Raw genomic sequence first — 21,293 nt, forward strand, 5'->3', positions numbered from 1 at the left:
ACCACGGCCCGAGGACCACGGCCAGGTCGCTCGTCAGGGCCGCCCCGAGGCTCCGCGAGGGGGCGTGAGCCGGACCAGCGTGCCGGACGGATGGCGGACAGTACGCTGAATCCAGCGGGATCGGGCCCGCAGCACAGTGTCCGGGAGGTGCTTGATGACGGCCGAGATGGTGGCCCCGGCGTGGATGCATGAGCAGATCACGGCGCAGGAGTACGAGTCCTGGTCCGAGGAGCAGTGCGCTGGTATCGAGATCGTGGACGGGATGGTCGTCGTGAGTCCGAGTGCGTCCAAGCGGCACAACCGGCTGGCCCGGATGCTGGCGAACTCCCTGGATGCCGCCGCGGGCCCGGAGTGGAATGCCGACACGGACTTCGACGTCCGGCTTCAGGACGTCCCGCTCACCAATCGCCGCCCGGACGTGGTCGTGTACCGCGCGGACACGATCGACATCACCCCCACCCGCCCCGAGCACGTGCTGCTGGTCGCGGAGGTGGTGTCGCCGGGCTCGGAGACCACTGACCGGATCGTGAAGGTCGACCAGTACGCGAAGGCAGGTATCGGCTTCTACTGGCGGATCGAGCAGGCCGCGACAGGGGTTCCTCTGGTGTACACCTACGTTCTCGACCCCGCGACGAAGACCTACCGGGACGGAGACGTGTTCACCGGCGTCCTCAAGGTGGCGGCCCCCTTCCCGGTGGAGATCGACCTCGGCCAGATCTGACCCACGACCGTGCCGGAGGCTCCGTCGAGCCCCCGGCACCACTTCTTCCGCGTTACTGCCGGGTCCATCTCTGGTTGATGCCGCCGTTGCAGGTCCACAGCTCGACGAGGGCACCGTTGGCGGTGGAGCCTCCGGTGACATCCAGGCACAGCCCGGACTGGACGCTGGTGATGGTGCCGTCGCTGTTCAGATTCCACTGCTGGTTGGTACCGCCGGTGCAGTCCCAGATGACGACCTTGGTACCCGGGGAGGTCCCGAAGCCGTTGGCGTCCAGGCACTTGTTCCCGTAGACCCGCAGTTCCTTGGCGGAGGTGGGGTTCCACTGCTGGTTGGTGCCGCCGTTGCAGTCCCAGATCTCGGTCTGCACGCCGTTGGTGGCGCTCGCGCCGGGCACGTCGAGGCAGCGGTTGGAGCCGGCGCCGCGCAGTACGTTGCCGCTGCCGCTTCCCCCTCCGGGGTTGGTGCCGGTGCCCCAGCCCCACTGGAGACGGTCGAGACCGGACCGGTCGGTGACGGTCAGGGACAGGTTGGTGCCGCTGCCGTTCAGGGAGGTGATGGCGCAGGAGGCGTTGTCGCAGGGCCCGGGGCCCTGTGTCTGGCCGGCTTCCTTGACGCCGGTCCACAGGATGGAACCGATGCCGAGGCTGCGTACGGTGTCGGTGATGGCGTAGAGGTAGGAGATGTTGTTGGTGCCGTCCTTGGGACCGTTGTAGTCGACGCCGGTGGTCATCGGGACGCCGAACTCGGTCAGTAGGGCGCGGTCGGCATGGCCGCACAGGTTGCCGGTGAAGTCCTTGGCCCAGTCGGCCTCGGTGGTGTGGGAGTCGCCGAACATGCTGTAGATGTGGATGGACAGCAGGGTGCCGGACAGCCGCGAGTCGGCGCCGACGGCGCACAGGTTCCCGTCGGAATACAGGCCGGGCACGATCACGTGGTCGCGGGGGAGGCTGGGGTAGTGCGCCAGCCAGTCGGCCTCGAAGTTGGTCAGGTCGGTGGCGTTGTAGCCGTACGGCTCGTTCATGATGTCGAAGTAGAAGTTGCTCTTCGCGCCGTACTTGCTGATCATCGTGTCCCACATCGTGTAGAACGATGTGGCGTCACCGACCTTCCCGCTCTGCAGCCACGGCGCGACGACGACCTTCATGCCCAGCGCGGTGGCGGCGTCCAGCGCCGCGGTGTAGCTGCCCCACCAGGCTCCCGAAGTGGTCGCCGCGTTGAAGCCCATGCGGACGGTGTCGGCCCCGAGGTTCTGGAAGCCCTTGAGGATGGCCGTGGACTTCGCGTACGTGGTGGCGTAGTCGTCCGACGTCGACAGGCCGACGGGGATGTTCGGGCCGGTGATGAAGTTGTCGTTGGGATCCGCCCAGTTCACTCCGTGGAACTGACTGGTGGCCGACACGGCTGGGGCGGCCTGCCTCTGTGTGGCGGCCTGGGCGGTGCCGCCGGTCAGCAGTCCCAGCAGCGCCAGGGCCGAGGCCGCCGAGCCGGCGATCAGGCGCCGGACGGTCCGGAGGCGGCTGCGCCCGGCGTCCGGCCGTCTCAGTAAGTGCGTCGTCGCGATGTCCACGAAGTCTCCTCACGAGGCCTTGTTCACTTGTGTTCGGTTCCACTCCATTGCAATGCGGCGCTCACCGTTGACGGGCGGCCATCACCCGCTCAATACATGGGATGAATACGGCAGGGGTAGGCCTGCACCACCACCATGGGGTGACCTTGTAGCCGACTTGCTGGACCGTGAAAGAGATTGCCCGCATCCAACAAGCCGGTCAAGGGTCACTGCGCACAATTGTCAGGCATACATGGGATGAACCGAGCACTTGTTCGTCGCGTTTGATTGTGCGGCATCTTGTGGACTTGCGGCCCTCACCTCTGGTCGGACGCACCATCGACGAAACGTCTGAATGTCTCCACGGCCAGCCGGTCGGTCGCCGCGCTCCGGCCGGACAGGCGGTGGACGAGGATCCAGCCCTGGGGTGCGGCTCCCGCGAAGACCGAGGCGCTGCCCGTCGCGCCGTTGTGCCACACGAGGCGTCCTGCTTTCTGCCAGGCCGGGGCAGGCTCCCCGAGCCTGCGGTCGACGAGCAGGCCGGTGACCAGGCGGGCGGTGGCTTCGGGCGTGGCCCACAGGCCGCCGGCGGGCAGGATCGCGCCGCTCATGGTCCAGGGCCGCACCGGTCGCCCGAAGAGCCCCCGGCGGCACAGCCGTCTGCCGGGCGGCGGGTCGGCGGCGACGTCGGTGACACCGAGGGGGTCGAGGACATGCCGGTGCAGAAGTTCCTCGTACGGCGTTCGGGTGGCCGCGACCAGTGCCGCGCCCAGCAGGGCGTATCCGAGGTTCGAGTATTCCTCCGTGGTGCCCGCGGGGGCCGTGGCCAGGATGTCCAGCTGCCGTACGACCGCGTCCAGGGCCTGGGCGTCGAAGGCCGCGTAGGGGTCGCGGCCGCCGATTCCAGGGGCCAGCCGTGGCAGGCCCGAGGTGTGCTCGGCGAGGTGGCGCAGGGTGATGCCGGTGCCCTCGGGCGCGGGCAGGAACGACTCCAGCGGGTCGTCGAGACTCAGGGCACCGCGGCCGGCCAAGGCGGTCAGGACGGTTGCGGTGAGCGTTTTGGTCACGGACCCGATCTGCACGAACAGATCCGGGCTGTGCCCATTGCGTAGGTGGGGCGGCTCGAAGCTGCTGAGTATGCACGTGGGGACTCGGATCATGTCAATCTTCCGTCGTGCGTTCGGGTCAGCGCGCATGCCACCGTACCTGCAGGCATGCGGTGCGGGCGGGTGACTTTCCGGGCGATGGAGGAGCGTGGCGCGGAGGTCCCGTGTGGATCTGTGCCGACGGCCACAGCGGTCGGGGCCGACGAGGGTTCATACTGAGCCATGACCAAGCCCGCGGCATCGAAGCGTCATCTGCCCACCAGCCCCTTCAAGGCCCCGGTCGCACCGGCCCCCAAGCACTTCGCGATGGGCGACCAAGTGACACACGACGTGTACGGCCTCGGCCGGGTGATCGGCGTCGAGGACGGGATCGCGGCGCTCGTCGATTTCGGCTCGACGCAGATGCGGATCTTGAGCCCGTACGCCAAGATGACCAAGCTGTAGCGCCGTCGTGCCCGGCCGCGGCACGCCAGGACCCATCAGGGACCTGTAACGAAAGGCAGACCTGTCATCGACTCGACGTCGCTGTTCTCCACCCCGCTGGAAGGGCAACCCCGCCGTTCCACGGCACCGTCGCCGCCTCCGACGACGACCCCCTTCCAGGCCCCGGACTTCGGAGAGGACGAGACCAACTGGCCCGAGGACGCGCAGGAGTCCGTCCCGGACATCCGTGCGGCGCGACCCGAGGCTGCCTGAGAAAAGCCAGGCCAAGGGCTTGTATGAGCATGAGGAAGGCCCTCCGTGGAGATCACGGAGGGCCTTCCTCATGTGTGCCCGGGTGGGCTGCTTGCGGGCTACTTGCCGAAACTGACGGTGTTGTTGCAGCCCAGGCTCGAACCGACGTTGGTGTTCTGCGTGTCGGGTTTGCCGTCCGGGCCGAACGAGGCGGTCTCGCCCTGTACGTCGCTGTTGTCCTCGGTCACCGTGCACGTGGTGCTCTGGTTGACACGGATCGTCTGGTTTCCCTTGTCGTGGTGCTCGCGCGAGTGGCTCTGTCCGTGTTTGCTCCCGTGGCCGTCCCCGTGGGCGTAAGCGGTGCCGGCGCCGAGGAAGCCGACGGTGCCGAGGAGGACTGCCACGACAACGGTCTTGCGAGGCTTGCGCATGTCTTCTCCGGGTGTTGAAGCGGACGCGAACGAGATCCGCCACGTCTTAAGGTGACTGGAGGTTAATGCGCAAATGCCCCATATCTGCTCGTCGGCACGCCGGATCGTCCGATCAACGAGACCGGGCGGGCGGCGGGCTCCCGACCCAAATCCCCTGCGTGGACAAGGCATCGCGAGGACGGGGCGGGTGGAGGCGCTCCGCGCGGAACCACCCGTGCGGCGGTGCCGCGAGCGTGAGGCGACCTGCGCCATTCGGCTCCCCTGCCGGATGCTTACGGCGACGGGTGTGCGCCGTGGTGGACGACCGTGATGAGGGGGTCGGGGCCAGGGGCCTCGAGTTCGTCGACCACCGCGACCGCCAGGTCCTCCGCGCTGATCCAGGACCGGCCGTCGGCGCCGATGAGGAGGGTGTCGGTGCCGCGTCGGTAGCGGCCGGTGCGTACGCCGGGTTCGAGCAGGGCCGGTGGGCTCAGGTAGACGTGATCGGCATCGGCGTGGGACCGGCAGGTTCGCAGTTGGGCGATTCCGGCGGTGGCGACGGGCTTGATCTCTGCAGGCACGTACGTCTCGTTGTCGGCCACGAGCAGGTTGCGGTCGTCGGGGCTGCGCAGGGCTCCGGCGCCGCCGATCACGAGGACACGGACGCCGAGGCGCGCGGCGATGTCCAGCACCGTACGCGTGGCGCCGACCAGGAACTCCTCGTCGACCGGCATGGTCCGCAGGGTCAGTACCACGGCGTCCACGGCGCCGAGGGAGGCGGTGCCGGCGAGCGCCTCCCGTAAGGCGTGCGAGTCGTTCGCGTCGACCGCGACCGGTGTCACGTTCGGGGTCGCCGGGTCCTCGTCGGCGGGTTCACGGGACATGGCCAGCACCCGGTGACCGCGTGCGCCGGCCTCCTCGGTCACCCGGCTGCCGACCATCCCGGTGGCTCCCAGTACGGCGATCGTCATGGCGCTCTTCATCGGGTCAGTCCTTCTTTCGTGGGGTCGAGTGGTGTGTGGTCGCCGCGCGTCACCCGGCCCGAAGGCTTCGGGGCGTTGAGCTGCGCCGCCGGCAACGCGGCCAGGGCGAGGGCGAAGCCGAAGGTCTGCAGGGGGCTCAGCGACTCGCCCCGGGCGACGCCGATGACGGCCGCGACCAGCGGGGACAGCAGCACCAGCGGTGCGGACGCGCCGACCGGCAGTTTCCCGATGCCGCGGAACCACAGCGTGGAGGCGATCAGCCCGCCCACGCTGCCGAGCCACAGATATCCGGCGGCGGCTGAGGCATCGATGCGCGGCGGTGCCCCCTCGATCGCGAGAGTGAACGGGAGCAACAGCAGCCCGCCCGCCGCCAGTTGCCAGCCCGTCAGGGTCAGTGGGCCGACTCCCGCGGGCAGGCCCCAGCGCTTGGTGAGGACGATCCCGGTGGCCATGGTGGCCGTCCCGCCCAGGCCGGCGAGGACGCCGACGACGTCCAGCCGGGCCTGCGGCCCCAGGACGACGAGTCCGACGCCGGCCAGGCCGAGCACGCCCCAGGTCAGGCGCCAGGCCGTCGGCCGGACGTGGAGCAGCGCGACGGCCAGCCCGGCGACCAGCAGCGGCTGGGTGGCGCTGAGGGTGGCGGCGACACCGCCGGGGAGCCGCTCGGCCGCGACGAACCTTCCTCGGCGTGCCGGAGAGCGAACCTCCTCTCGGGGTGGAGGCGGTCGTTCTCGACCACGACGAGCATGTGCTGGTGGTGGCTGCCGGGCACCGGCTGGCGGGCGCTGCCCGGGTCACGCTGCGGGAGATCGCCGAGGAGACGTTCGTGGACTTCGTGAGCGGGACGCCCGCCCGCGCCCAGTCCGACCAGGCGTTCGCGGCCGCCGGCCTCGTGCGCGACGTCGCGTACGAGGCCGGTGTCGTGGAGCTGGTCACCCGGCTGATCGCGCGCGGGCTCGGCATCGCGCTGCTGCCGTCGGCCTTCATCCGGCCGCGTGCTGCCGAGGATCCCGGACTGGCGCTGGTCCCGGTGGTCGACGGACCGCGTCGCACCGAGTATCTGGTGTGGAACCGGTTCAACCCCAGTCCGGCGACCCGGGCGATGCTCGGCGTCCTCGGGGTGCGCTCGACGGCGTCCTGACTCCCGGTGCAACGGCCGGCTACGGCCGGTCAGGTTCGTCGATCAGCTGCGAAAACCTCCCCAAGACCGACGAAATATCCTAAGTTTCTCAAGAAGGATGAATTCGGCGGATGCAGATCGCTGCAGGTACCCGATCGCATGCGGCCCAGTGGATCCCCGAGCGGTGAGCGGAGGCGACAGTCGGGCGTGGTGAATGCCAGAGGCGCCGTGCGGCCCTTGGAGCGGCAGCAGATGCGGATGCGGCTGCTCGGCGCCGTGGACGAGGACCGGCGCGATGTCGAGGTGCTGCTGACCGCGCTGCAGCAGGCGGTGGCCGAGGTGCACGGTCTGGGCGGCATGGTGCATCTGCCGGGCGGCGGAATGAGCGGCGTTCTCTACCTGGTCGCCGACAGTGGGCTGCCGGAGTCGCTGACCCGGCCCTGGCTGATCATCCCCGCCCGGGGCAAGGCGCCACCCAGCAGGGCCGCCCGCAGTGACACCGTCGCCTGGCAGCCGGACCTGGCCCCGCCCGACCCGATGCCCGGCCGGGACCCCGCCGCACTGTGGCCTTCCGGAGTCCCCGCGGGCATCGGGCACCTGGCCGTCCCCGTTCCGGGCGTCGGCGGGCGGCGCGGTGCGCTCTCCGTGCTCTTCGCTCCGGGCGCCGGGCCCGGTCCGGCGGAGCAAGCGTTCCTGAACGAGGTGGCGGCCTGGATGTCCGGGAGGCTCAGGTCGTCCGGGATCCTCAATCCGTCCGGCACCCTGCTGCGAGCCCTGCAGCACGGGCCGGGGCCGCGGGACGCTCCGGCGGAGGAGGCGGAAGGGGCGCCGGCCCTCACGTACACCTGGGACCTGCGCACCGGAGAGCTGACCGCCGGCGGGCCCGTCGAGGAGGTGCTGCCCGGCATCGACCCGGAGATCATGACCGGCGGTATCGAGGCGTGGGCGGCGCTGATCCACCCGGACGACCTGCCGGCGGCGGTGGCCGGCTTCGACACGGGTATCCAGGAGCGCGGCGGCTTCCAGCACGAGTACCGGATCCGGCGCCAGGACGGCACGTACGTCTGGATCGAGGCCCGGGCCCGGACGATCACGGACGAGGCGGGGGTGCCGGTGAAGGTGACCGGCACCATCCAGGACAGCAGCGAGACCCACACCGCCGCCGAGTCGGTGGGGCGGGCGCTGCGGCACATGAGCGACGGCTTCGTCTCCCTGGACACGGACTGGCGCATCGAGTTCCTGAACCAGGCCGCCGAGCGGCTCTTCGGACCTGCGGGCGAGGTGGCCGGGGCGTTGCTCCGGGACGTTCCCGCGGTGCGTGCCGTGCCGGGGCTCGAGCAACGATGCCGGGCCATCGCGGCCGAGGGCAGGCCGGCCGGTTTCGACGTGCCGTGGCCGGACGGGACGTCCTGGTACCACCTGCGTCTGGTGCCGGTCCCGGAAGGACTCACCCTCTACATCACCGACACCACCGAGCGGCATCTGCGGGAGGTCGAGCGGGCCGCCGCGGAACGGGCGGCCGCGGAACGTGCGGCCCTGGTGCAGCGGATCACACGGGAGCTGGCCGAGGCCGTCACCGCCCAGGACGTGATGGCGGCGGTGGCCGACGGTGTGATGACCCCCTTCGGCGCCACCGGACTGATCATGCTCGGCGTGGTCGACGACCGGCTGACCGTCGTCGGCTCCCGGGGATACCCGCAGCACTTCACCCGGGCGCTGGAGGGACAGTGGACGGTGCGGGACACCACCAACCCGGTGGGCGACGCCCTGCGCACCCGCACTCCCCTCCACATCGCCTCCCCGGAGGAGTTCCGCAAACGCTATCCGCAGGCCGAGGCTCTGATCCGGGAGGGCTGCGAGCAGGCGTGGGCCTTTCTGCCGCTTGCGGTGTCGGGGCGCGGGATCGGTGCGGCGGTGATCTGCTTCGACCGGCCGCGGGCGCTGGACGACGACGAACGGACGCTGCTGACCGCGCTCAGCGGACTGATCGCGCAGGCCCTGGAGCGGGCGGGGCTCTACGACGAGGCGACGACCCGGGCCCGTACGCTCCAGCGCAGTCTGCTGCCGCAGGCGCTGCCCGAGCTGCCCGAGGTGACGGTGGCCGCGCGCTACCAGCCGGCCAAGCAGGGGGCCGACGTCGGCGGCGACTGGTACGACGTGATCCCGCTCTCCGCGGCCCGGGTGGCGCTCGTGATCGGCGACGTCATGGGCCACGGCATGGCCGAGGCCGCCACCATGGGCGGGCTGCGCACAGCCGTCCGCACCCTCTCGGAGCTGGAGCTGCCGCCCGACGAGATCCTCGGCCACCTCAACGACCTCCTGGGTGAACCGGGCACCGACACCTTCGCGACCTGCCTGTACGGCGTCTACGACCCGGTGACCCGGCAGCTGTCGTACGCCAGCGCCGGACAGCCGCCCCCGGCGGTGGCCCAGCCTGACGGCACGGTCACCTTCCTGCCCATGACCCCGGACCCGCCGCTCGGTGTGGCCACTCCGCCGTTCGAGACGCTGGAGGCCGAGCTGCCCGCCGAGAGTCTGCTCGCCCTCTACAGCGACGGGCTGGTGGAGAGCAAGGACAGGGATGTCACCACCGGCATGAACCGCCTCGCCGAGCTGCTCTTCGAGTCCGTGAACGCCAGGACGGCCGCACCGGCGGACGGGTCCGACCTGGACGGCCTGTGCGCCGCCATCACCTCCGCCCTGCTGCCCGCCCACCGCGCGCTGACCGACGACGCCGCCCTGCTGCTGGCCCGGACCCACCCGCTGGGCGCGGAGAACGTCGCCGAATGGCCGTTGCCGGAGGACGCGGTGGCGGCGGGCCAGGCCCGCGAGCTGGCCCGCGCCCAGCTCACCGACTGGGACCTGGCCGACGAGGACCTGGTGATGACCACCGAGCTACTGGTCAGCGAGCTGGTCGGGAACGTGATCCGGCACGCCTGCGGCCCCATCCGGCTGCGCATGCTCCGCAGCCGCGCCCTGATCTGCGAGGTCTCCGACGCCAGCCTGACCACGCCGCACATCCGGCACACCTCCGCCACCGACGAGGACGGCCGCGGCCTGCAGCTCATCTCCGCCCTGTGCCGGCGCTGGGGCACCCGCCACACCCGCACCGGCAAGTCCATCTGGACCGAACAGGCCCTGCCCGCCGGTGCAGTTGACGTCTGACCTGGCGAACGGGTCAGGTCAGACCAGCGGGTCGAGGAACGTCAGTACGGAGGCGTCCTCCTCGATCAGCGGGACGAGGGCGGCGTTGAAGGGAGCGCCGTACGGCTGCTTCAGATGCGCCTGGAAGGCGTCCTCGTCGCGGTACACCTCGAAGATCCAGAAGGCGCGCGGGCTGGAGGCCTTGGTGTAGGCGTCGAAGGCGAGGTTGCCTTCCTCCGCGCGGACCTTCTCGGCGTACTCCCGCAGCAGACGGGCGACTTCGTCCTCCGTGCCCTCGCGGGCGGTGAACTCGGCGAACAGGGTCTTGGTCACAGCGATCCCTCTCCTTGCGTTGTCGGGGAATGTCCGGCCGGGTGATCAGGGTTGCGCCAGCTCGCTCTGCCAGGGCGGGTTGGGCCCGGCGACCGCGCAGGTCAGGGCCGCGACCCGGGTGCCGAACACACAGGCTTCGGCGACGGCGGCGAGGTCCAGCTCCTTGAGCCGGCCGCCGAGGAGTCCGCGGGCGCCGAGGTGGTGCAGCAGACCGGCCGTGAAGGAGTCCCCCGCCCCGACCGTGTCGACCACCTGCGTGGCGACCGCGGGAACCTGGATCCGTTCGCCGTCGAGAGAGGCCAGGGCCCCTTCGGCACCGCGGGTGATCACGACGAGCCGCGCTCCGGCGGTGTGCCAGATGTCGCAGGCCTTCTCGGGAGGCGTGTCCGGCAGGAGAAGTGCCAGGTCGTCCTCGCTCAGCCGCAGTACGTCGGCGAGGGCGCACCAGTGCGCCAGCCGGGCGCGGTAGACGTCGGGGTCGACCAGCAGCGGCCGTACGTTGGGGTCGATGCTGATGGTGGTGCGGGGCGCGGCGGCCGCCAGGAAGTCCTCCACCACCGCGGCGCCGGGCTGCTGGACCAGGGCCAGGGAACCGGTGTGCACACAGGCGGTTCCGGACAGGTCCACGCGCGCCAGCTCCTCGGCCGTCCACTGCCAGTCGGCCGTGTTCTGCGCATGGAAGGAGAACGCTGCCTGCCCCCGCTCGTCCAGTTCCGCGACCGCGAGGGTGCTGGGTTCGGCGGCCGCGACGGCGTACGACAGGTCCACGCCGGAGGCCTCGAGACGGGTCCGGAACAGGCGCCCGAACACATCGCCGGACAGCCGGGCCAGGAAGCGCGCCGGGGTGCCGAGCCTGGCCAGGGAGACCGCCGTATTCGCAGGTCCGCCGCCCGGCAGCACACGCAGTGCGAGTTCGTTCGCAGTGTCTGCCGGTTCGGTGAAGGCGTCCGCGACGCACTCTCCGAGGACGGTGATCCGACGCGGGCTCATGGGCGCCCTTCTTTCGGGACGTTGCCGATTTGTGACGAGTACAAGGCATTGACGTTGCCGCGAACGGGAGTCCATCATCCTCGCCAGGCGGTGTCAACGATGACATAAGTCAACGATGACACCGCGGGCAGTCCGCTTGGATCCGACCGCCGCTCGCCGTCCCGCATCCCGCAGGAGTCGTTCATGTCTCGCACCACTCGCCTGTCCCCCTCCCTCCTCAGGGCCGCCGCGGTCACGGGCGTCGCGGCCCTCGCTCTCACCGCCTGCGGATCCGGCTCCGGATCGAGCTCCACCAGCGCCGGCTCGGGCAGCGTCAAGGTCGGTCTGATCACCAAGACCGACACCAACCCGTTCTTCGTGAAGATGAAGGAGGGCGCGGAGAAGGCCGCCAAGGCCGACGGCGCCCAACTGATGACCGCCGCAGGCAAGTTCGACGGTGACAACGCCGGACAGGTCACCGCCATCGAGAACATGGTCGCCGCCGGCGTGAAGGGCATCCTGATCACCCCGAGCGACTCCAAGGCGATCGTGCCCGCGGTCCAGAAGGCCCGCGCCAAGGGTGTCCTGGTCATCGCCCTGGACACCCCAACCGATCCGCAGAGCGCGGTCGACGCCCTCTTCGCCACCAACAACCTCGACGCCGGCAAGCTCATCGGCCAGTACGCGAAGGCCGCCATGAAGGGCAAGCCGGCGAAGATAGCCACCCTCGACCTCGCGCCGGGCGTCTCCGTCGGCGTCCTGCGTCACAACGGTTTCCTGCAGGGCTTCGGCGCCACGGACAAGGACGTCGCCTGCGCCCAGGACACCGGCGGCGACCAGGCCAAGGGCCAGACCGCCATGGAGAACTGCCTCCAGAAGAACCCGGACATCAACCTCGTCTACACCATCAACGAGCCGGCCGCGCTGGGCGCGTACACGGCGCTGAAGGCCAAGGGCCGCGAGAAGGACGTCCTGATCGTCTCCGTCGACGGCGGCTGCACCGGCACCCAGGCGGTCAAGGACGGCAAGATCGCCGCGACCTCGCAGCAGTACCCGCTGAAGATGGCCGCGGAGGGCGTCAAGGCCGTCGTCTCCTACGCCAAGACCGGCAAGAAGGCGTCCGGTTACACCGACACCGGCGTCAACCTGATCACCGACAAGGCACAGGCGGGCGTCACGTCCAAGGACACGGCGTTCGGCCTGCAGAACTGCTGGGGCTGAGCCGCCCCGTAGGCCCGCGACAACTTCCCTTCCCCCTCAGCGGGGCGGCCGGCTCCTCCTCCCCGCCCGGGACGGCCGCCCCCTCGTCCTCCAGTCCTCCTGCCAGGAACGTGCCGGGCGGACCAGGACTTCTGTCTTCCGACAAGGACTTCGCATGACTGCCACGACCACGCCCCCGGGCACGTCCTCGCCGTATGCCGATCTCAAGGCGCCGACCACGCTGCGCAGGCTGCTCACGGCACCGACCACCGGCCCTCTGGTCGCCCTCCTCCTGGCCTGTGCCTACTTCTCGCTCTCGACCGACCAGTTCCTCACCGGCGGCAACTTCTCGCTGATCGTGCAGCAGGTCATGGTCGTGGGCACCCTCGCCATCGGCCAGACCCTGATCATCCTCACCGCGGGCATCGACCTGTCGTGCGGTGCCGTGATGGCGTTCGGCAGCATCATGATCGCCAAGATGGCCGCGGGCGGCACCCTGCCCCCGCTCGTCGCCATCGCCCTGGGCATCGCCGTGTGCGCCGGATTCGGTCTGCTCAACGGGTTGTTGGTGCAGAAGATCCCGCTGCCGCCGTTCATCGTGACGCTCGGCATGCTCAACGTGGCGTTCGCGCTGACCCACATCTACTCCAACGAACAGACCATCACCAGCCTGCCCGGCCCGCTGACGGCCCTCGGACAGACCTTCCCGCTCGGCCACACCGACATCACCTACGGCTCACTGGTCACCATCGCCCTGTTCCTGCTGCTCGCCTACGCGCTGAGCAACACCAGCTGGGGCCGGCACGTCTACGCCCTCGGCAACAGCCAGGAAGCGGCGCGGCTGAACGGCATCCGCACCTCCCGCCTGACCATCGGCATCTACACCGTTGCGGGTCTGCTCTACGGCATCGCCGCCCTGCTGCTCATCTCCCGCACCGGAGTCGGCGACCCGCAGGCCGGGCAGACCGACAACCTCGACAGCATCACCGCCGTGGTGCTGGGCGGCACCAGCCTCTTCGGCGGACGCGGTTCGGTCCTCGGCACCTTCATCGGCGTGCTCATCGTCGGTGTGTTCCGCAACGGCCTGCAGCTGATGGGCGTCGCCTCCATCTACCAGACCCTGATCACCGGCGTGCTGGTGATCCTCGCGGTGACCGTCGACCAGATCTCCCGGAAGAAGGCCCGATGACCGCCACCTCCTCCCCCACGCCCGTGCTGCAGGCCCGCGGTCTGGTCAAGCGCTACGGCCATGTCACCGCCATCGACGGCGCCGACTTCGACCTGCTGCCCGGCGAGGTCCTCGCCGTCATCGGAGACAACGGCGCCGGCAAGACCAGCCTGATCAAGGCGCTCACCGGCGCGCTGGTGCCCGATGCGGGCGAGATACGCCTCAACGGCAAGCCCATCACCTTCTCCAGTCCGCAGAGCGCCCGCGCCCACGGCATCGAGACCGTCTACCAGGACCTCGCGGTGGCCGCCTCCATGGACATCGCCTCGAACATGTTCCTCGGGCGCGAGCTGCGCCGTCCCGGTGTCCTCGGCAGTGTCTTCCGCATGCTCGACAAGAAGCGCATGCGCGAGGAGGCCTCCGAGCACATGGCCGACCTGAAGATCGGCCTGCGCTCGCTCACGCAGTCGGTGGAGACCCTCTCCGGCGGACAGCGGCAGGCCGTCGCGGTCGCCCGGTCCGTCGCCTGGGCCGGCAGCGTCGTCGTCATGGACGAACCGACGGCCGCTCTCGGTGTCAAGGAGTCTGGGCAGGTCCTGGACCTGATCCGGCGCGTCCGCGACAAGGGACTGCCGGTGGTTCTGATCAGCCACAACATGCCGCATGTCTTCGAGATCGCCGACCGGATCCACGTCCACCGGCTGGGCAGGCGGGCTGCGGTGATCAAGCCGTCCGACTACTCCATGGCGGAGGTCGTCGCCATCATGACCGGCGCGCTCACCGTCGATGCGGCCGGAGGTACCGTCGTAGCGGATTCCGAGGCCGCGAAGGCGGCCGGAGTCCAGGCCAACTGACCACACGACCCAGCTCCCGCATGTTCCGGCCGAGGCCGCGGCCGGAACCCGAGGGCTGACAGGAGACGTTCCTCCATGGCTGCGAGCCGCCGCCCCACCCTGGCCGACGTCGCCCGGGAAGTTGGTGTCAGTGCAAAGACGGTCTCCCGTGTCCTGAACGAGGACGGGCCGGCCTCGGCCCGGACCAGGGAGCAGGTCCTCGCCGCCGTCGCCAAGCTCGGCTTCCAGCCGAACCTGATGGCCCGCAACATCCGCGTCGGCGGCCCGGACACCACCATCGGCCTGGTCATCCCCGACCTCGCCAACCCCTTCTTCGGCGCGGTGGCCCGTGCCATAGAGGACACCGTCAGCGAACGCGGGCTGACGCTTCTCATGGGCTCCTCCGCGGACGATCCGGACCGCGAACGCGCGCTGACGGACAAGTTCCTGGCCCGGCGCGTCAGCATCCTGATGATCGTGCCGTCCGTCGGCGCCGACCACTCCCATCTCAAGAGCCACCGCGCGGCGGGGCTGCCCGTGGTCTTCCTGGACCGGCCGGGGGTGGGACTGTCCACGGACAGCATCGTCAGCTCGAACCGTGCGGGCACCCACGACGGCGTCGCCCACCTGATCGCCCACGGCCACCGGCGCATCGGCTTCATCGGCGACCTGCCCGTGAAGCTGTACACCCGCCGGGAACGCCTGGCCGGCTACCGCACGGCCCTGCAGGAGGCCGGCCTCCCTTACGACCGCTCACTGGTCGTCAACGCCCACGACCAGCAGCGCGCCGCGACCGCGACCTCCGGGCTGCTCGCCCTGGCCGATCCGCCCACCGCCCTGTTCGCCGGCAACAACATGGTCGCGCTCGGCATGGTCGCCGAACTCGCCCGCAGCAAGCGGAAGGACGTCGCCGTGGTCGCCTTCGACGACGTACCGCTCGCCGAGGCGCTCGAACCGGCCCTGACCGTCGTGGCCCAGGACCCCGAGGAGATCGGCCGGGCGGCTGCGGGGACCGCGCTGGCACGGCTTGACGGTGACCGGTCGCGGGCGCGGACGATCACCGTGCCGACGCGGTTGATCGTCCGGGGCTCCGGCGAGCGCACTTCACCTGCGGTGCGGGTGGTTTGACCTGGGTCGCCATTGTCCGTCGGTCGTCTGCGTCGCCCTCGTGGCTGTTCGCGCAGTTCCCCGCGCCCCTGAAGGGGCGCTCAGAAACCGTGCCCTTCACAGCACCCTTCGCGGCGCATCAGCCTCCCCAGCCCAAGCCAGTCCTCCTCCGCCGCCGTAGCGTCCCCGGCGGTCGGCTCGAAAGCGGCGACCAACTCCTCGGTCGTGTACGGCACTCCGCCCCTGAGTACCGAGACCGTACGGACAAGGGTGGCGAAGTCCGTGAACGGGTCGCCGTCGACCACCGTCAGGTCGGCCAGCTTGCCCTTCTCGACCGTGCCCAGGTCGCCGTCGACACCGAAGAGACGGGCGGGCAGGACCGTGGCGGTGCTCAGGGCCTGGGCCGGGGTGAGGCCGCCCCGGTGCAGGGCGCGCAGGCCGAGGTGGAGGGAGAGGCCGACCGGGACGAGCGGCTGGTCCGTGCCGAGGGCGACCTGGCCGCCGGCGGCCAGGATGCGCCGGTAGATGTCGGTCTCCGTGCGGAGGGTGGCGAGTTGGGCCGCGGTGGGCGGGACGCCCGCCGACTGGCGGACGGCAGCCGTGTCCCACGGGGGCATCACCACCGTGACCCGCGGGTCGTCCGCGAGGGCCGGGTCCTCGCCGAGGAGAGGGGCGGAGGTGAAGGGGGTGGCGATCATGGAGAAGCGCACTCCACTCGCGGTGTAGATCTCCTCCACGTCCTGGTACGCGCGACCTCGTGCCGTGATGGCGTGCCCGAACTCCGCGCGCTGCGTGGCCTGCAGATGGGTCGTCAGGTCCTGGCCGAGTTGTACACCCGGCGAGAGCAGGTGGCCTCCGGTGCGTACACCGAGGCGTTCGCGGGCGAAACGGGCCGCCTCCTCCATGACCCAACCGGGTGCGCGGACATACGTCTTGACGAAGTCCCAGTCCAGGTCCGCGCCCCGTTCCAGGGAGCGGGCGAGGCCCTCCCGGGTCCGGTGGGCACGGCCCATGCTGTATGCGACGCGTGCCCCGTCGAGGAGTTCCCCGGTGGTCAGCAGCCGCGGCCCGGCGAGCTGTCCGGTGGCCACCGCCTCGCGGATGCGGGCCTGCTCGTAGGCGAAGCCGCCGAGGGAGACGGCCGTGGTGATGCCGTAGGTGAGCTGGCCGGCGGTCTGGCGGCCGCCGTAGGTGCTCTGCCAGGGGTGGGTGTGGGTGTCCCACAGGCCGGGGATCACGGTGTGCGCGGAGGCGTCGACGCGGCGGAGGGCGGCCGTGCGTCCGGACGACCGGTGGGGTTCCACCGCGGTGATGCGTCCGGCTCGTACGACGATGTCGGCGTCGTCGAGGGTCGTCTCGCCCGTGCCGTCCCACAGGCGTCCGGCGTGCACCACCACGTCCGCGGGGGTGGGTCTGGGGGCGTCGAGGGGGACGCGGACGGTGCGGGCGGGACCGCCCTCGGCGGCGACGAGCCGTAGCCGACCGCCGGACAGGTACAGCAAGGTCGTCGAATCGCCGGACCAGGAGGGGTGGTCGGCGGGTTCGGTGGTGAGGGTGCGCAGCTCGCCGGCCGGGGTGCCGTCGGGGTCGACGGGAAGCAGGCAGAGCGCCGACTCGACGATCACGGCCAGCCGGCGGCCGTCGGGCGACCAGACGGGCCCGGAGTCGTACCGGTCGGAGATCGAGGTGTGGGGCGCCACCGTGTGCAGCCGGTCGGTGCCCGTCGTGGTGTCGACGATCCGGACGAGGTTGTAGCCCTCCCGGAAGCGGGAGTTGAGGCGGTTGCGGTCGCAGAGGGCGAGGTGGCGGCCGTCGGGCGACCAGCTGGGGCGGCCGGGTAGTCCGCCGCCGCCGAGGGGGGTGGCGAGGACGCGTTCCTGGCCGGACGCCAGGTCGCGCACGATCAGCCGGCCGGTCAGGTCGAGGCAGGCGAGCCGCTGCCCGTCCGGGGAGAGCGCCGGGTGGACCCGGCCGCCGGCCGCGAGCGCGGTCTCCTCGCCGGTGGCGAGATCGTGACGGTACACACCGAGGAGGCCGTCGCGGTCGTCGGCGTAGAGGAGCGACCGGCCGTCGGGAGCCCAGACGGGCGCGAGCAGATACCGGGTGCGGGACGCGGTGTGCAGCCGCCGGGGCGGAAGTCCGCCCGAACTGCCCGCAAGCCACAGCGAGTTGAGGGCTGCGAACGCGATCTGCCGCCCGTCGGGCGACAGCGCGGGCATATGGATGCCACGCACCGGACGGGCCCGGCCCGGCTCTCCGAGGTCGTACTCCTTGGTCCCGTACCGCGGCCGCCGCACGGGCAGTACCCCCTCGAAGGGGATGGTCCGCGGCTGCTCCGGCTTCTCCGGTCGTACGAGGGTGAAGGCGCCGTCGAGCGTCAGCAGCAGCTCTCCCGCCGCCGTCCAGCGCGGGGGCACCGGAGCGATGTCCCCCGTCACCGGGACCACCTGGCCGTCCACGACCAGCGTGCAGGAGCCGTTCGGGGCGGCCGTGGTGCGCAGATGGGCCAGCCGGCCGTCGGTGGCCAGGGCCGGGGTCATGACCTGCACGGCCTCGGTCTCGGTGTGGCGCACGGTGACCGGTCCGGTGCCGTCGGCGGGGACGGCGGCGATCGTACGGGCCTCCAGGCCGGTGCCCAGGGGTGTGGCGACGGGCTTGGCGCGGACGAAGAGGATGCTGCTGCCGTCCGGTGACCAGGTGGGGTCGAAGTCCTCCCACGGGCCGTCCTGGAGGGGGCCGTCCTGGCCGGTCAGGCCGGTGACGCGGGTGATACGGCCGGTGCGCAGCTCAAGCACGTGGATGCGGTACGGACTTCCGCTCGCGGCGCCTTCGGGGTCGCCGCCGCGCTCGGAGGCGAAGGCGAGCCGGGTGCCGTCCGGCGACCAGGCCGGGCCACGGTCGTCCCAGGGGCCGTCGGTGCGCCGCCGCAGATCGGAGCCGTCGGGGCGCATGGTCCAGAGGTGGAAGCCGCCGCCCCGGTAGGCGCAGAAGGCGACGAGGGTGCCGTCCGGGGAGTGGGTGGGCCGGCCCGGTTCGAGGTCGGCCGGGGTCAGCGGGTCGGCCTTGCCGCCCGCGCGGGGCAGCGACCACAGGGTGCCCTGCACCTCGGCGATCAGGCGGTCACCGGCCGGGGCGAGGGTGGCGGAGCCGTTGGTGGCCCGGGTGAAGGACAGGGAGGGAGTGCCGGTGCGGGGGCGCGCTGTCTGCGCGGTCACACCCAGGAGTGGCAACGCACCTGTGGTGGCGAGGAGTTGACGACGGGTCGGACGAAAGAGGGAGGAGGAAGAGAACGAGGAGGTCGCGGAGGTCCGGTCACAGTCCATGGCAGCAACACTGGTGCACCGGCAGCCCCGGGCTCAACGCAGTCCCCGGCCATCACTCGTGTGAGCGTGAGGACTGTCCGGCGGGCGGAGCCGGCCTCGCGGTCAGGGTCATGCTTGTCCCAGTCCACAAAGTGCGACAGATTCCGGGAATCTGTCACAGCAGCCCTGAGGCGGATCCGGCCCGGCGTCAGCCGAACCAACTCACCTGCACGACCACAATCCGCTCACCACGGAGATCGGTCAGGTAGGTGAGCATGAGGAGCCCGCGGCTCTCGGTCCGTACGCCAGGCCCAGGTCCGGTGTAGGCGGCTCCCGCCAGGAAGACCATCGACTCGCGTACGGCGATCTCGTTGGCCAGCCGTTCGGTCTCGGCACGTGCCGCATCCGGGAGCCCGTCCAGCAGGTCGTCCTGGAACAGCTCCCAGCGCCATTCAGCCGCCGGCGACCTCGCGATGTGCAGCTCGTACGATCTCTGCGGCCTCGCGGATGGCGCGTTCGCGTACGTCCGGGTCGGGGCTGCTGATGGCCTGCTCGGCGGCGCGCAGGCGACGGGCCGTTTCGGGGTGACGCTCGATCTCCACCACCACGCCCCACTGCCGATAGAACATGCGGATCGGTACGACGCTGTCCTCGTCCCCGGCGCGGACGAACGCCTTCTGCAGGTCCTCGGAGAACTCGGGCAGGCGGGAGGGAGCCACCGTCGCCACGGCCTGGCGCAGAGCCGGCAGGGTCAGCTCGGGCCTGGGAATGAGCGGGCCGTTTCCGTCCGCGTGCGGCGTGGTCATAGGCCGCCCCTTCCACTCGTCCAGCGCCCTTCCGGCACGGGCCCACGCTAGCGCCATCCCCCTCACACCCGCGTGCGCGCGGGCGGATCGCCGGTGCAGAGGGTGAGGCCGAGGCTCCATTCCGCCCAGACCGTCTTGCCCACACCCACCCGTGGCGCGACACCCCAGTCGTCCGCCAGCGCTCCGACCAGCAACAGCCCTCGCCCGAACTGATCCTCGTCGGCCGCCGCACGCCGACACGGCAGCCGCTCCCCGCGAGGGTCGCTGACCTCGACGCGGAGCGTGGCGGCCGTAGTGGTGATCCGCAGCCGGATGAGCCGGTCGCGCAGGCTGCCGTGCAGCAGGGCGTTGGTCATCAGCTCGCTGGCGACGAGGGCGACGTCTCCGGCGAGGTGCGGATACCCCCACTCGGTGACGAGGCGTGCGGTGCGGCGGCGGGCGAGGGCGACGCTTCGGGGGACGGGGGTGTAGTCGAGCTGGTCCTCGTGGCGGAGGGGTTCGGGGGTGGGGTTGGCGTCGGGCATGGACGCGCGCCTCCTTGTGGGGGGTGGGAGCCGCCGAGTGAGCGGTTGAGTACTGACCGTAGCGAGACGGATGGCGTGAGTGCAACAAACTTGGAGACACTTGTCTCCAAGTTTGTTGAGAGGGCGATGGAGGCGCGAGACTGATCCCGTGAACCGATCCGCACTAACTGGTAACCGGGCGTCAACTGTCTTGGGACGCCGACTCGGTGGGGAACTTCTGCGCCTCCGGGATGCGGCGGGGAAGACCCAGCAGCAAGCCGCTGACGTCCTCAACGCGACCAACTCGAAGATTGTGAAGATGGAGCGGGGCTGGGTGCCGATGCGGGACATCGACATCCGCGCCCTGTGCGAGCTCTACGGCTTGGACGACCCCGAAGCCCTGGCACGGCTGCTGAACCTGGCCCGGCTCGACCGGGAGCGTCGTAAGGCGAAGGGCTGGTGGCAGCATGCTCCGCAGGCCGGGGCGATCGCCGAGTACATCGCCATGGAGGACGTCGCCAGTCAGGTACGGACATGGCAACAGGCGTTCATTCCGGGCCTGTTGCAGACCCCTGAATACACCAGGGCCGTTGTGGTCAGCGAAGGGCTGTGGACGGACCCCGACGAGATCGAAGGGGTCGTAGATGTACGGATGAAGCGCCAGGCCCGCCTGTCGGGAGCCGAGCCGCTCCAGATGTATGCGGTGGTCTGGGAGGCCGCGCTCCGGCAACAGATCGGCGGACCCGAGGTCATGCGCGCACAGTTGCAGCACCTGCTCGACGTGGCCCAACTCCCCAACGTGCGGATTCAGGTGTTGCCCTTCCGTGCGGGCGGCCACGCCTGCATGGCAGGAGCCTTCAACATCATCTCCTTCGCCGAAGCCCAAGCCGTGGACGTAGTCCACGTTGACAGCATCGCGGCTACGGTATGGGTCGAAAGCGAGTCCGAAAGCACCATGTACGGCTCTTTCTTCGACCGCACCGCGAGGCTGAGCCTGGCCCCCAAGGACTCGCTCAGCCTGATCGAGAGCATCAGAGAGGTCATGCATTGACCACTGGATTCGACTTCCTGAAGTCCAGCTACAGCAGCGGCAGCGGCGAATGCGTCGAAGTCGCCCGTAATATCCCCGCCACTGTCGCCATACGCGACTCCAAGGACCCGGACGGCCCGATACTCCGCCTGCCCCCCAAGGCATGGACGGACTTCACAGCATCGTTGGGCGCCGCCAGCTGATCCGGACAACCCTCCCTGTGTGACGTCTGTGACACTTGATCTTTGAGGTCTTCTGTCGTGCAGGTCGCCTTGAAAGGGTGCGAGGTGTACAACTCGGCCGTAAATCACGGCCGTTGGACCCCTCACCCCCCACG

General features: G+C 70.5%; 18 protein-coding genes and 2 pseudogenes. 10 read left to right on the forward strand and 10 right to left on the reverse strand.

Annotated elements, in window-relative coordinates; translation table 11 throughout:
- The first annotated feature begins 154 nt into the window (after window positions 1-154).
- Window positions 155-721: a Uma2 family endonuclease gene (locus AB0N07_RS13930; RefSeq protein ID WP_365834552.1), complete on the forward strand. Its 567-nt coding sequence runs from the start codon at window positions 155-157 to the stop codon at window positions 719-721.
- A 52-nt stretch (window positions 722-773) separates the two neighbouring features.
- Here AB0N07_RS13930 and AB0N07_RS13935 read toward each other — a convergent pair whose 3' ends face one another.
- Entirely contained in the window at window positions 774-2,288 is a 1,515-nt protein-coding gene (locus tag AB0N07_RS13935; RefSeq protein WP_365834554.1) for a ricin-type beta-trefoil lectin domain protein, read from the reverse strand.
- Window positions 2,289-2,584: 296 nt separating this feature from the next.
- Window positions 2,585-3,427, reverse strand: coding sequence for a serine hydrolase domain-containing protein (locus AB0N07_RS13940; RefSeq protein ID WP_365834556.1), 843 nt, complete (start codon window positions 3,425-3,427; stop codon window positions 2,585-2,587).
- Window positions 3,428-3,595: 168 nt separating this feature from the next.
- On the opposite strand from AB0N07_RS13940, the gene AB0N07_RS13945 reads away from it, so the two are divergent.
- The gene (locus AB0N07_RS13945) at window positions 3,596-3,817 is read left to right on the forward strand and encodes a hypothetical protein (protein ID WP_365834558.1); all 222 of its coding nucleotides are present in this window, start codon (window positions 3,596-3,598) and stop codon (window positions 3,815-3,817) included.
- Window positions 3,818-4,167: 350 nt separating this feature from the next.
- On the opposite strand, the gene AB0N07_RS13950 is transcribed toward AB0N07_RS13945, so the two are convergent.
- From AB0N07_RS13950 to AB0N07_RS13960, 3 genes and pseudogenes are all read right to left on the reverse strand, one after another.
- Window positions 4,168-4,479, reverse strand: a complete 312-nt coding sequence (locus AB0N07_RS13950; protein WP_365834560.1) for a hypothetical protein — start codon at window positions 4,477-4,479, stop codon at window positions 4,168-4,170.
- Between the two features lie 272 nt (window positions 4,480-4,751).
- Window positions 4,752-5,441, reverse strand: coding sequence for an NAD(P)H-binding protein (locus AB0N07_RS13955; RefSeq protein WP_365834562.1), 690 nt, complete (start codon window positions 5,439-5,441; stop codon window positions 4,752-4,754).
- Window positions 5,438-6,118: pseudogene (locus tag AB0N07_RS13960) on the reverse strand (EamA family transporter); the annotation flags it as partial. The pseudogene AB0N07_RS13960 and the gene AB0N07_RS13955, both read right to left, overlap by 4 nt.
- Window positions 6,119-6,120: 2 nt before the next feature.
- On the opposite strand from AB0N07_RS13960, the pseudogene AB0N07_RS13965 reads away from it, so the two are divergent.
- Both AB0N07_RS13965 and AB0N07_RS13970 read left to right on the forward strand, forming a co-directional pair.
- Window positions 6,121-6,582: pseudogene (locus tag AB0N07_RS13965) on the forward strand (LysR substrate-binding domain-containing protein); the annotation flags it as partial.
- Window positions 6,583-6,771: 189 nt separating this feature from the next.
- The gene (locus AB0N07_RS13970; RefSeq protein WP_365834564.1) at window positions 6,772-9,726 is read left to right on the forward strand and encodes a SpoIIE family protein phosphatase; all 2,955 of its coding nucleotides are present in this window, start codon (window positions 6,772-6,774) and stop codon (window positions 9,724-9,726) included.
- A gap of 18 nt (window positions 9,727-9,744) precedes the next feature.
- On the opposite strand, the gene AB0N07_RS13975 is transcribed toward AB0N07_RS13970, so the two are convergent.
- Window positions 9,745-10,038, reverse strand: a complete 294-nt coding sequence (locus AB0N07_RS13975; RefSeq protein WP_365834566.1) for a putative quinol monooxygenase — start codon at window positions 10,036-10,038, stop codon at window positions 9,745-9,747.
- A 45-nt stretch (window positions 10,039-10,083) separates the two neighbouring features.
- Window positions 10,084-11,028, reverse strand: a complete 945-nt coding sequence (locus AB0N07_RS13980) for a carbohydrate kinase (protein ID WP_365834568.1) — start codon at window positions 11,026-11,028, stop codon at window positions 10,084-10,086.
- 183 nt (window positions 11,029-11,211) lie between these two features.
- Between AB0N07_RS13980 and AB0N07_RS13985 the strand changes: the two genes are divergently transcribed.
- The 4 genes from AB0N07_RS13985 (at window position 11,212) to AB0N07_RS14000 (ending at window position 15,336) form a co-directional block, all read left to right on the forward strand.
- Window positions 11,212-12,228 carry a sugar ABC transporter substrate-binding protein gene (locus AB0N07_RS13985; protein WP_365834570.1) on the forward strand — a complete coding sequence of 339 codons (1,017 nt, stop codon included), beginning with the start codon at window positions 11,212-11,214 and terminating at the stop codon, window positions 12,226-12,228.
- 154 nt (window positions 12,229-12,382) lie between these two features.
- Window positions 12,383-13,396, forward strand: coding sequence for an ABC transporter permease (locus AB0N07_RS13990; RefSeq protein ID WP_365834572.1), 1,014 nt, complete (start codon window positions 12,383-12,385; stop codon window positions 13,394-13,396).
- Window positions 13,393-14,229, forward strand: a complete 837-nt coding sequence (locus AB0N07_RS13995; protein ID WP_365834574.1) for an ATP-binding cassette domain-containing protein — start codon at window positions 13,393-13,395, stop codon at window positions 14,227-14,229. Before AB0N07_RS13990 ends, AB0N07_RS13995 begins: the two co-directional genes overlap by 4 nt.
- Window positions 14,230-14,304: 75 nt before the next feature.
- A complete protein-coding gene (locus AB0N07_RS14000) occupies window positions 14,305-15,336 on the forward strand; it encodes a LacI family DNA-binding transcriptional regulator (protein ID WP_365834576.1) in 1,032 nt (343 codons plus the stop codon).
- A gap of 80 nt (window positions 15,337-15,416) precedes the next feature.
- Here the strand turns inward: AB0N07_RS14000 and AB0N07_RS14005 are convergent, their stop codons facing one another.
- The 3 genes from AB0N07_RS14005 to AB0N07_RS14015 all read right to left on the reverse strand — a co-directional run bounded on the left by AB0N07_RS14005 (window position 15,417) and on the right by AB0N07_RS14015 (window position 19,947).
- Entirely contained in the window at window positions 15,417-18,638 is a 3,222-nt protein-coding gene (locus AB0N07_RS14005) for an amidohydrolase family protein (protein WP_365834578.1), read from the reverse strand.
- Window positions 18,639-19,069: 431 nt separating this feature from the next.
- Window positions 19,070-19,423 (reverse strand): hypothetical protein, encoded by a 354-nt coding sequence (locus tag AB0N07_RS14010; RefSeq protein WP_365834580.1) that lies wholly within the window; start codon window positions 19,421-19,423, stop codon window positions 19,070-19,072.
- A 62-nt stretch (window positions 19,424-19,485) separates the two neighbouring features.
- Window positions 19,486-19,947 (reverse strand): ATP-binding protein, encoded by a 462-nt coding sequence (locus tag AB0N07_RS14015; protein WP_365834582.1) that lies wholly within the window; start codon window positions 19,945-19,947, stop codon window positions 19,486-19,488.
- Window positions 19,948-20,095: 148 nt separating this feature from the next.
- On the opposite strand from AB0N07_RS14015, the gene AB0N07_RS14020 reads away from it, so the two are divergent.
- Both AB0N07_RS14020 and AB0N07_RS14025 read left to right on the forward strand, forming a co-directional pair.
- On the forward strand, window positions 20,096-20,977 hold the full coding sequence (locus tag AB0N07_RS14020) for a helix-turn-helix transcriptional regulator (protein WP_365834584.1): 882 nt from the start codon (window positions 20,096-20,098) through the stop codon (window positions 20,975-20,977).
- Window positions 20,974-21,159, forward strand: coding sequence for a DUF397 domain-containing protein (locus tag AB0N07_RS14025; protein ID WP_365834586.1), 186 nt, complete (start codon window positions 20,974-20,976; stop codon window positions 21,157-21,159). The genes AB0N07_RS14020 and AB0N07_RS14025 overlap by 4 nt, the downstream gene beginning before the upstream one ends.
- Window positions 21,160-21,293 lie beyond the last annotated feature (134 nt).

The sequence above is a fragment of the Streptomyces sp. NPDC051172 genome, assembly GCF_040682555.1.
Lineage (GTDB): Bacteria > Actinomycetota > Actinomycetes > Streptomycetales > Streptomycetaceae > Streptomyces.

Bases quoted from the DNA above. Each gene is read 5' to 3' on its own strand.
- AB0N07_RS13930 (WP_365834552.1), top strand. From the start codon at position 155: ATGACGGCCGAGATGGTGGCCCCGGCGTGGATGCATGAGCAGATCACG.
- AB0N07_RS13940 (WP_365834556.1), bottom strand. From the start codon at position 3,427: ATGATCCGAGTCCCCACGTGCATACTCAGCAGCTTCGAGCCGCCCCAC.
- AB0N07_RS13945 (WP_365834558.1), top strand. From the start codon at position 3,596: ATGACCAAGCCCGCGGCATCGAAGCGTCATCTGCCCACCAGCCCCTTC.
- AB0N07_RS13950 (WP_365834560.1), bottom strand. From the start codon at position 4,479: ATGCGCAAGCCTCGCAAGACCGTTGTCGTGGCAGTCCTCCTCGGCACC.
- AB0N07_RS13955 (WP_365834562.1), bottom strand. From the start codon at position 5,441: ATGAAGAGCGCCATGACGATCGCCGTACTGGGAGCCACCGGGATGGTC.
- AB0N07_RS13980 (WP_365834568.1), bottom strand. From the start codon at position 11,028: ATGAGCCCGCGTCGGATCACCGTCCTCGGAGAGTGCGTCGCGGACGCC.
- AB0N07_RS13985 (WP_365834570.1), top strand. From the start codon at position 11,212: ATGTCTCGCACCACTCGCCTGTCCCCCTCCCTCCTCAGGGCCGCCGCG.
- AB0N07_RS13990 (WP_365834572.1), top strand. From the start codon at position 12,383: ATGACTGCCACGACCACGCCCCCGGGCACGTCCTCGCCGTATGCCGAT.
- AB0N07_RS13995 (WP_365834574.1), top strand. From the start codon at position 13,393: ATGACCGCCACCTCCTCCCCCACGCCCGTGCTGCAGGCCCGCGGTCTG.
- AB0N07_RS14000 (WP_365834576.1), top strand. From the start codon at position 14,305: ATGGCTGCGAGCCGCCGCCCCACCCTGGCCGACGTCGCCCGGGAAGTT.
- AB0N07_RS14005 (WP_365834578.1), bottom strand. From the start codon at position 18,638: ATGGACTGTGACCGGACCTCCGCGACCTCCTCGTTCTCTTCCTCCTCC.
- AB0N07_RS14010 (WP_365834580.1), bottom strand. From the start codon at position 19,423: ATGACCACGCCGCACGCGGACGGAAACGGCCCGCTCATTCCCAGGCCC.
- AB0N07_RS14015 (WP_365834582.1), bottom strand. From the start codon at position 19,947: ATGCCCGACGCCAACCCCACCCCCGAACCCCTCCGCCACGAGGACCAG.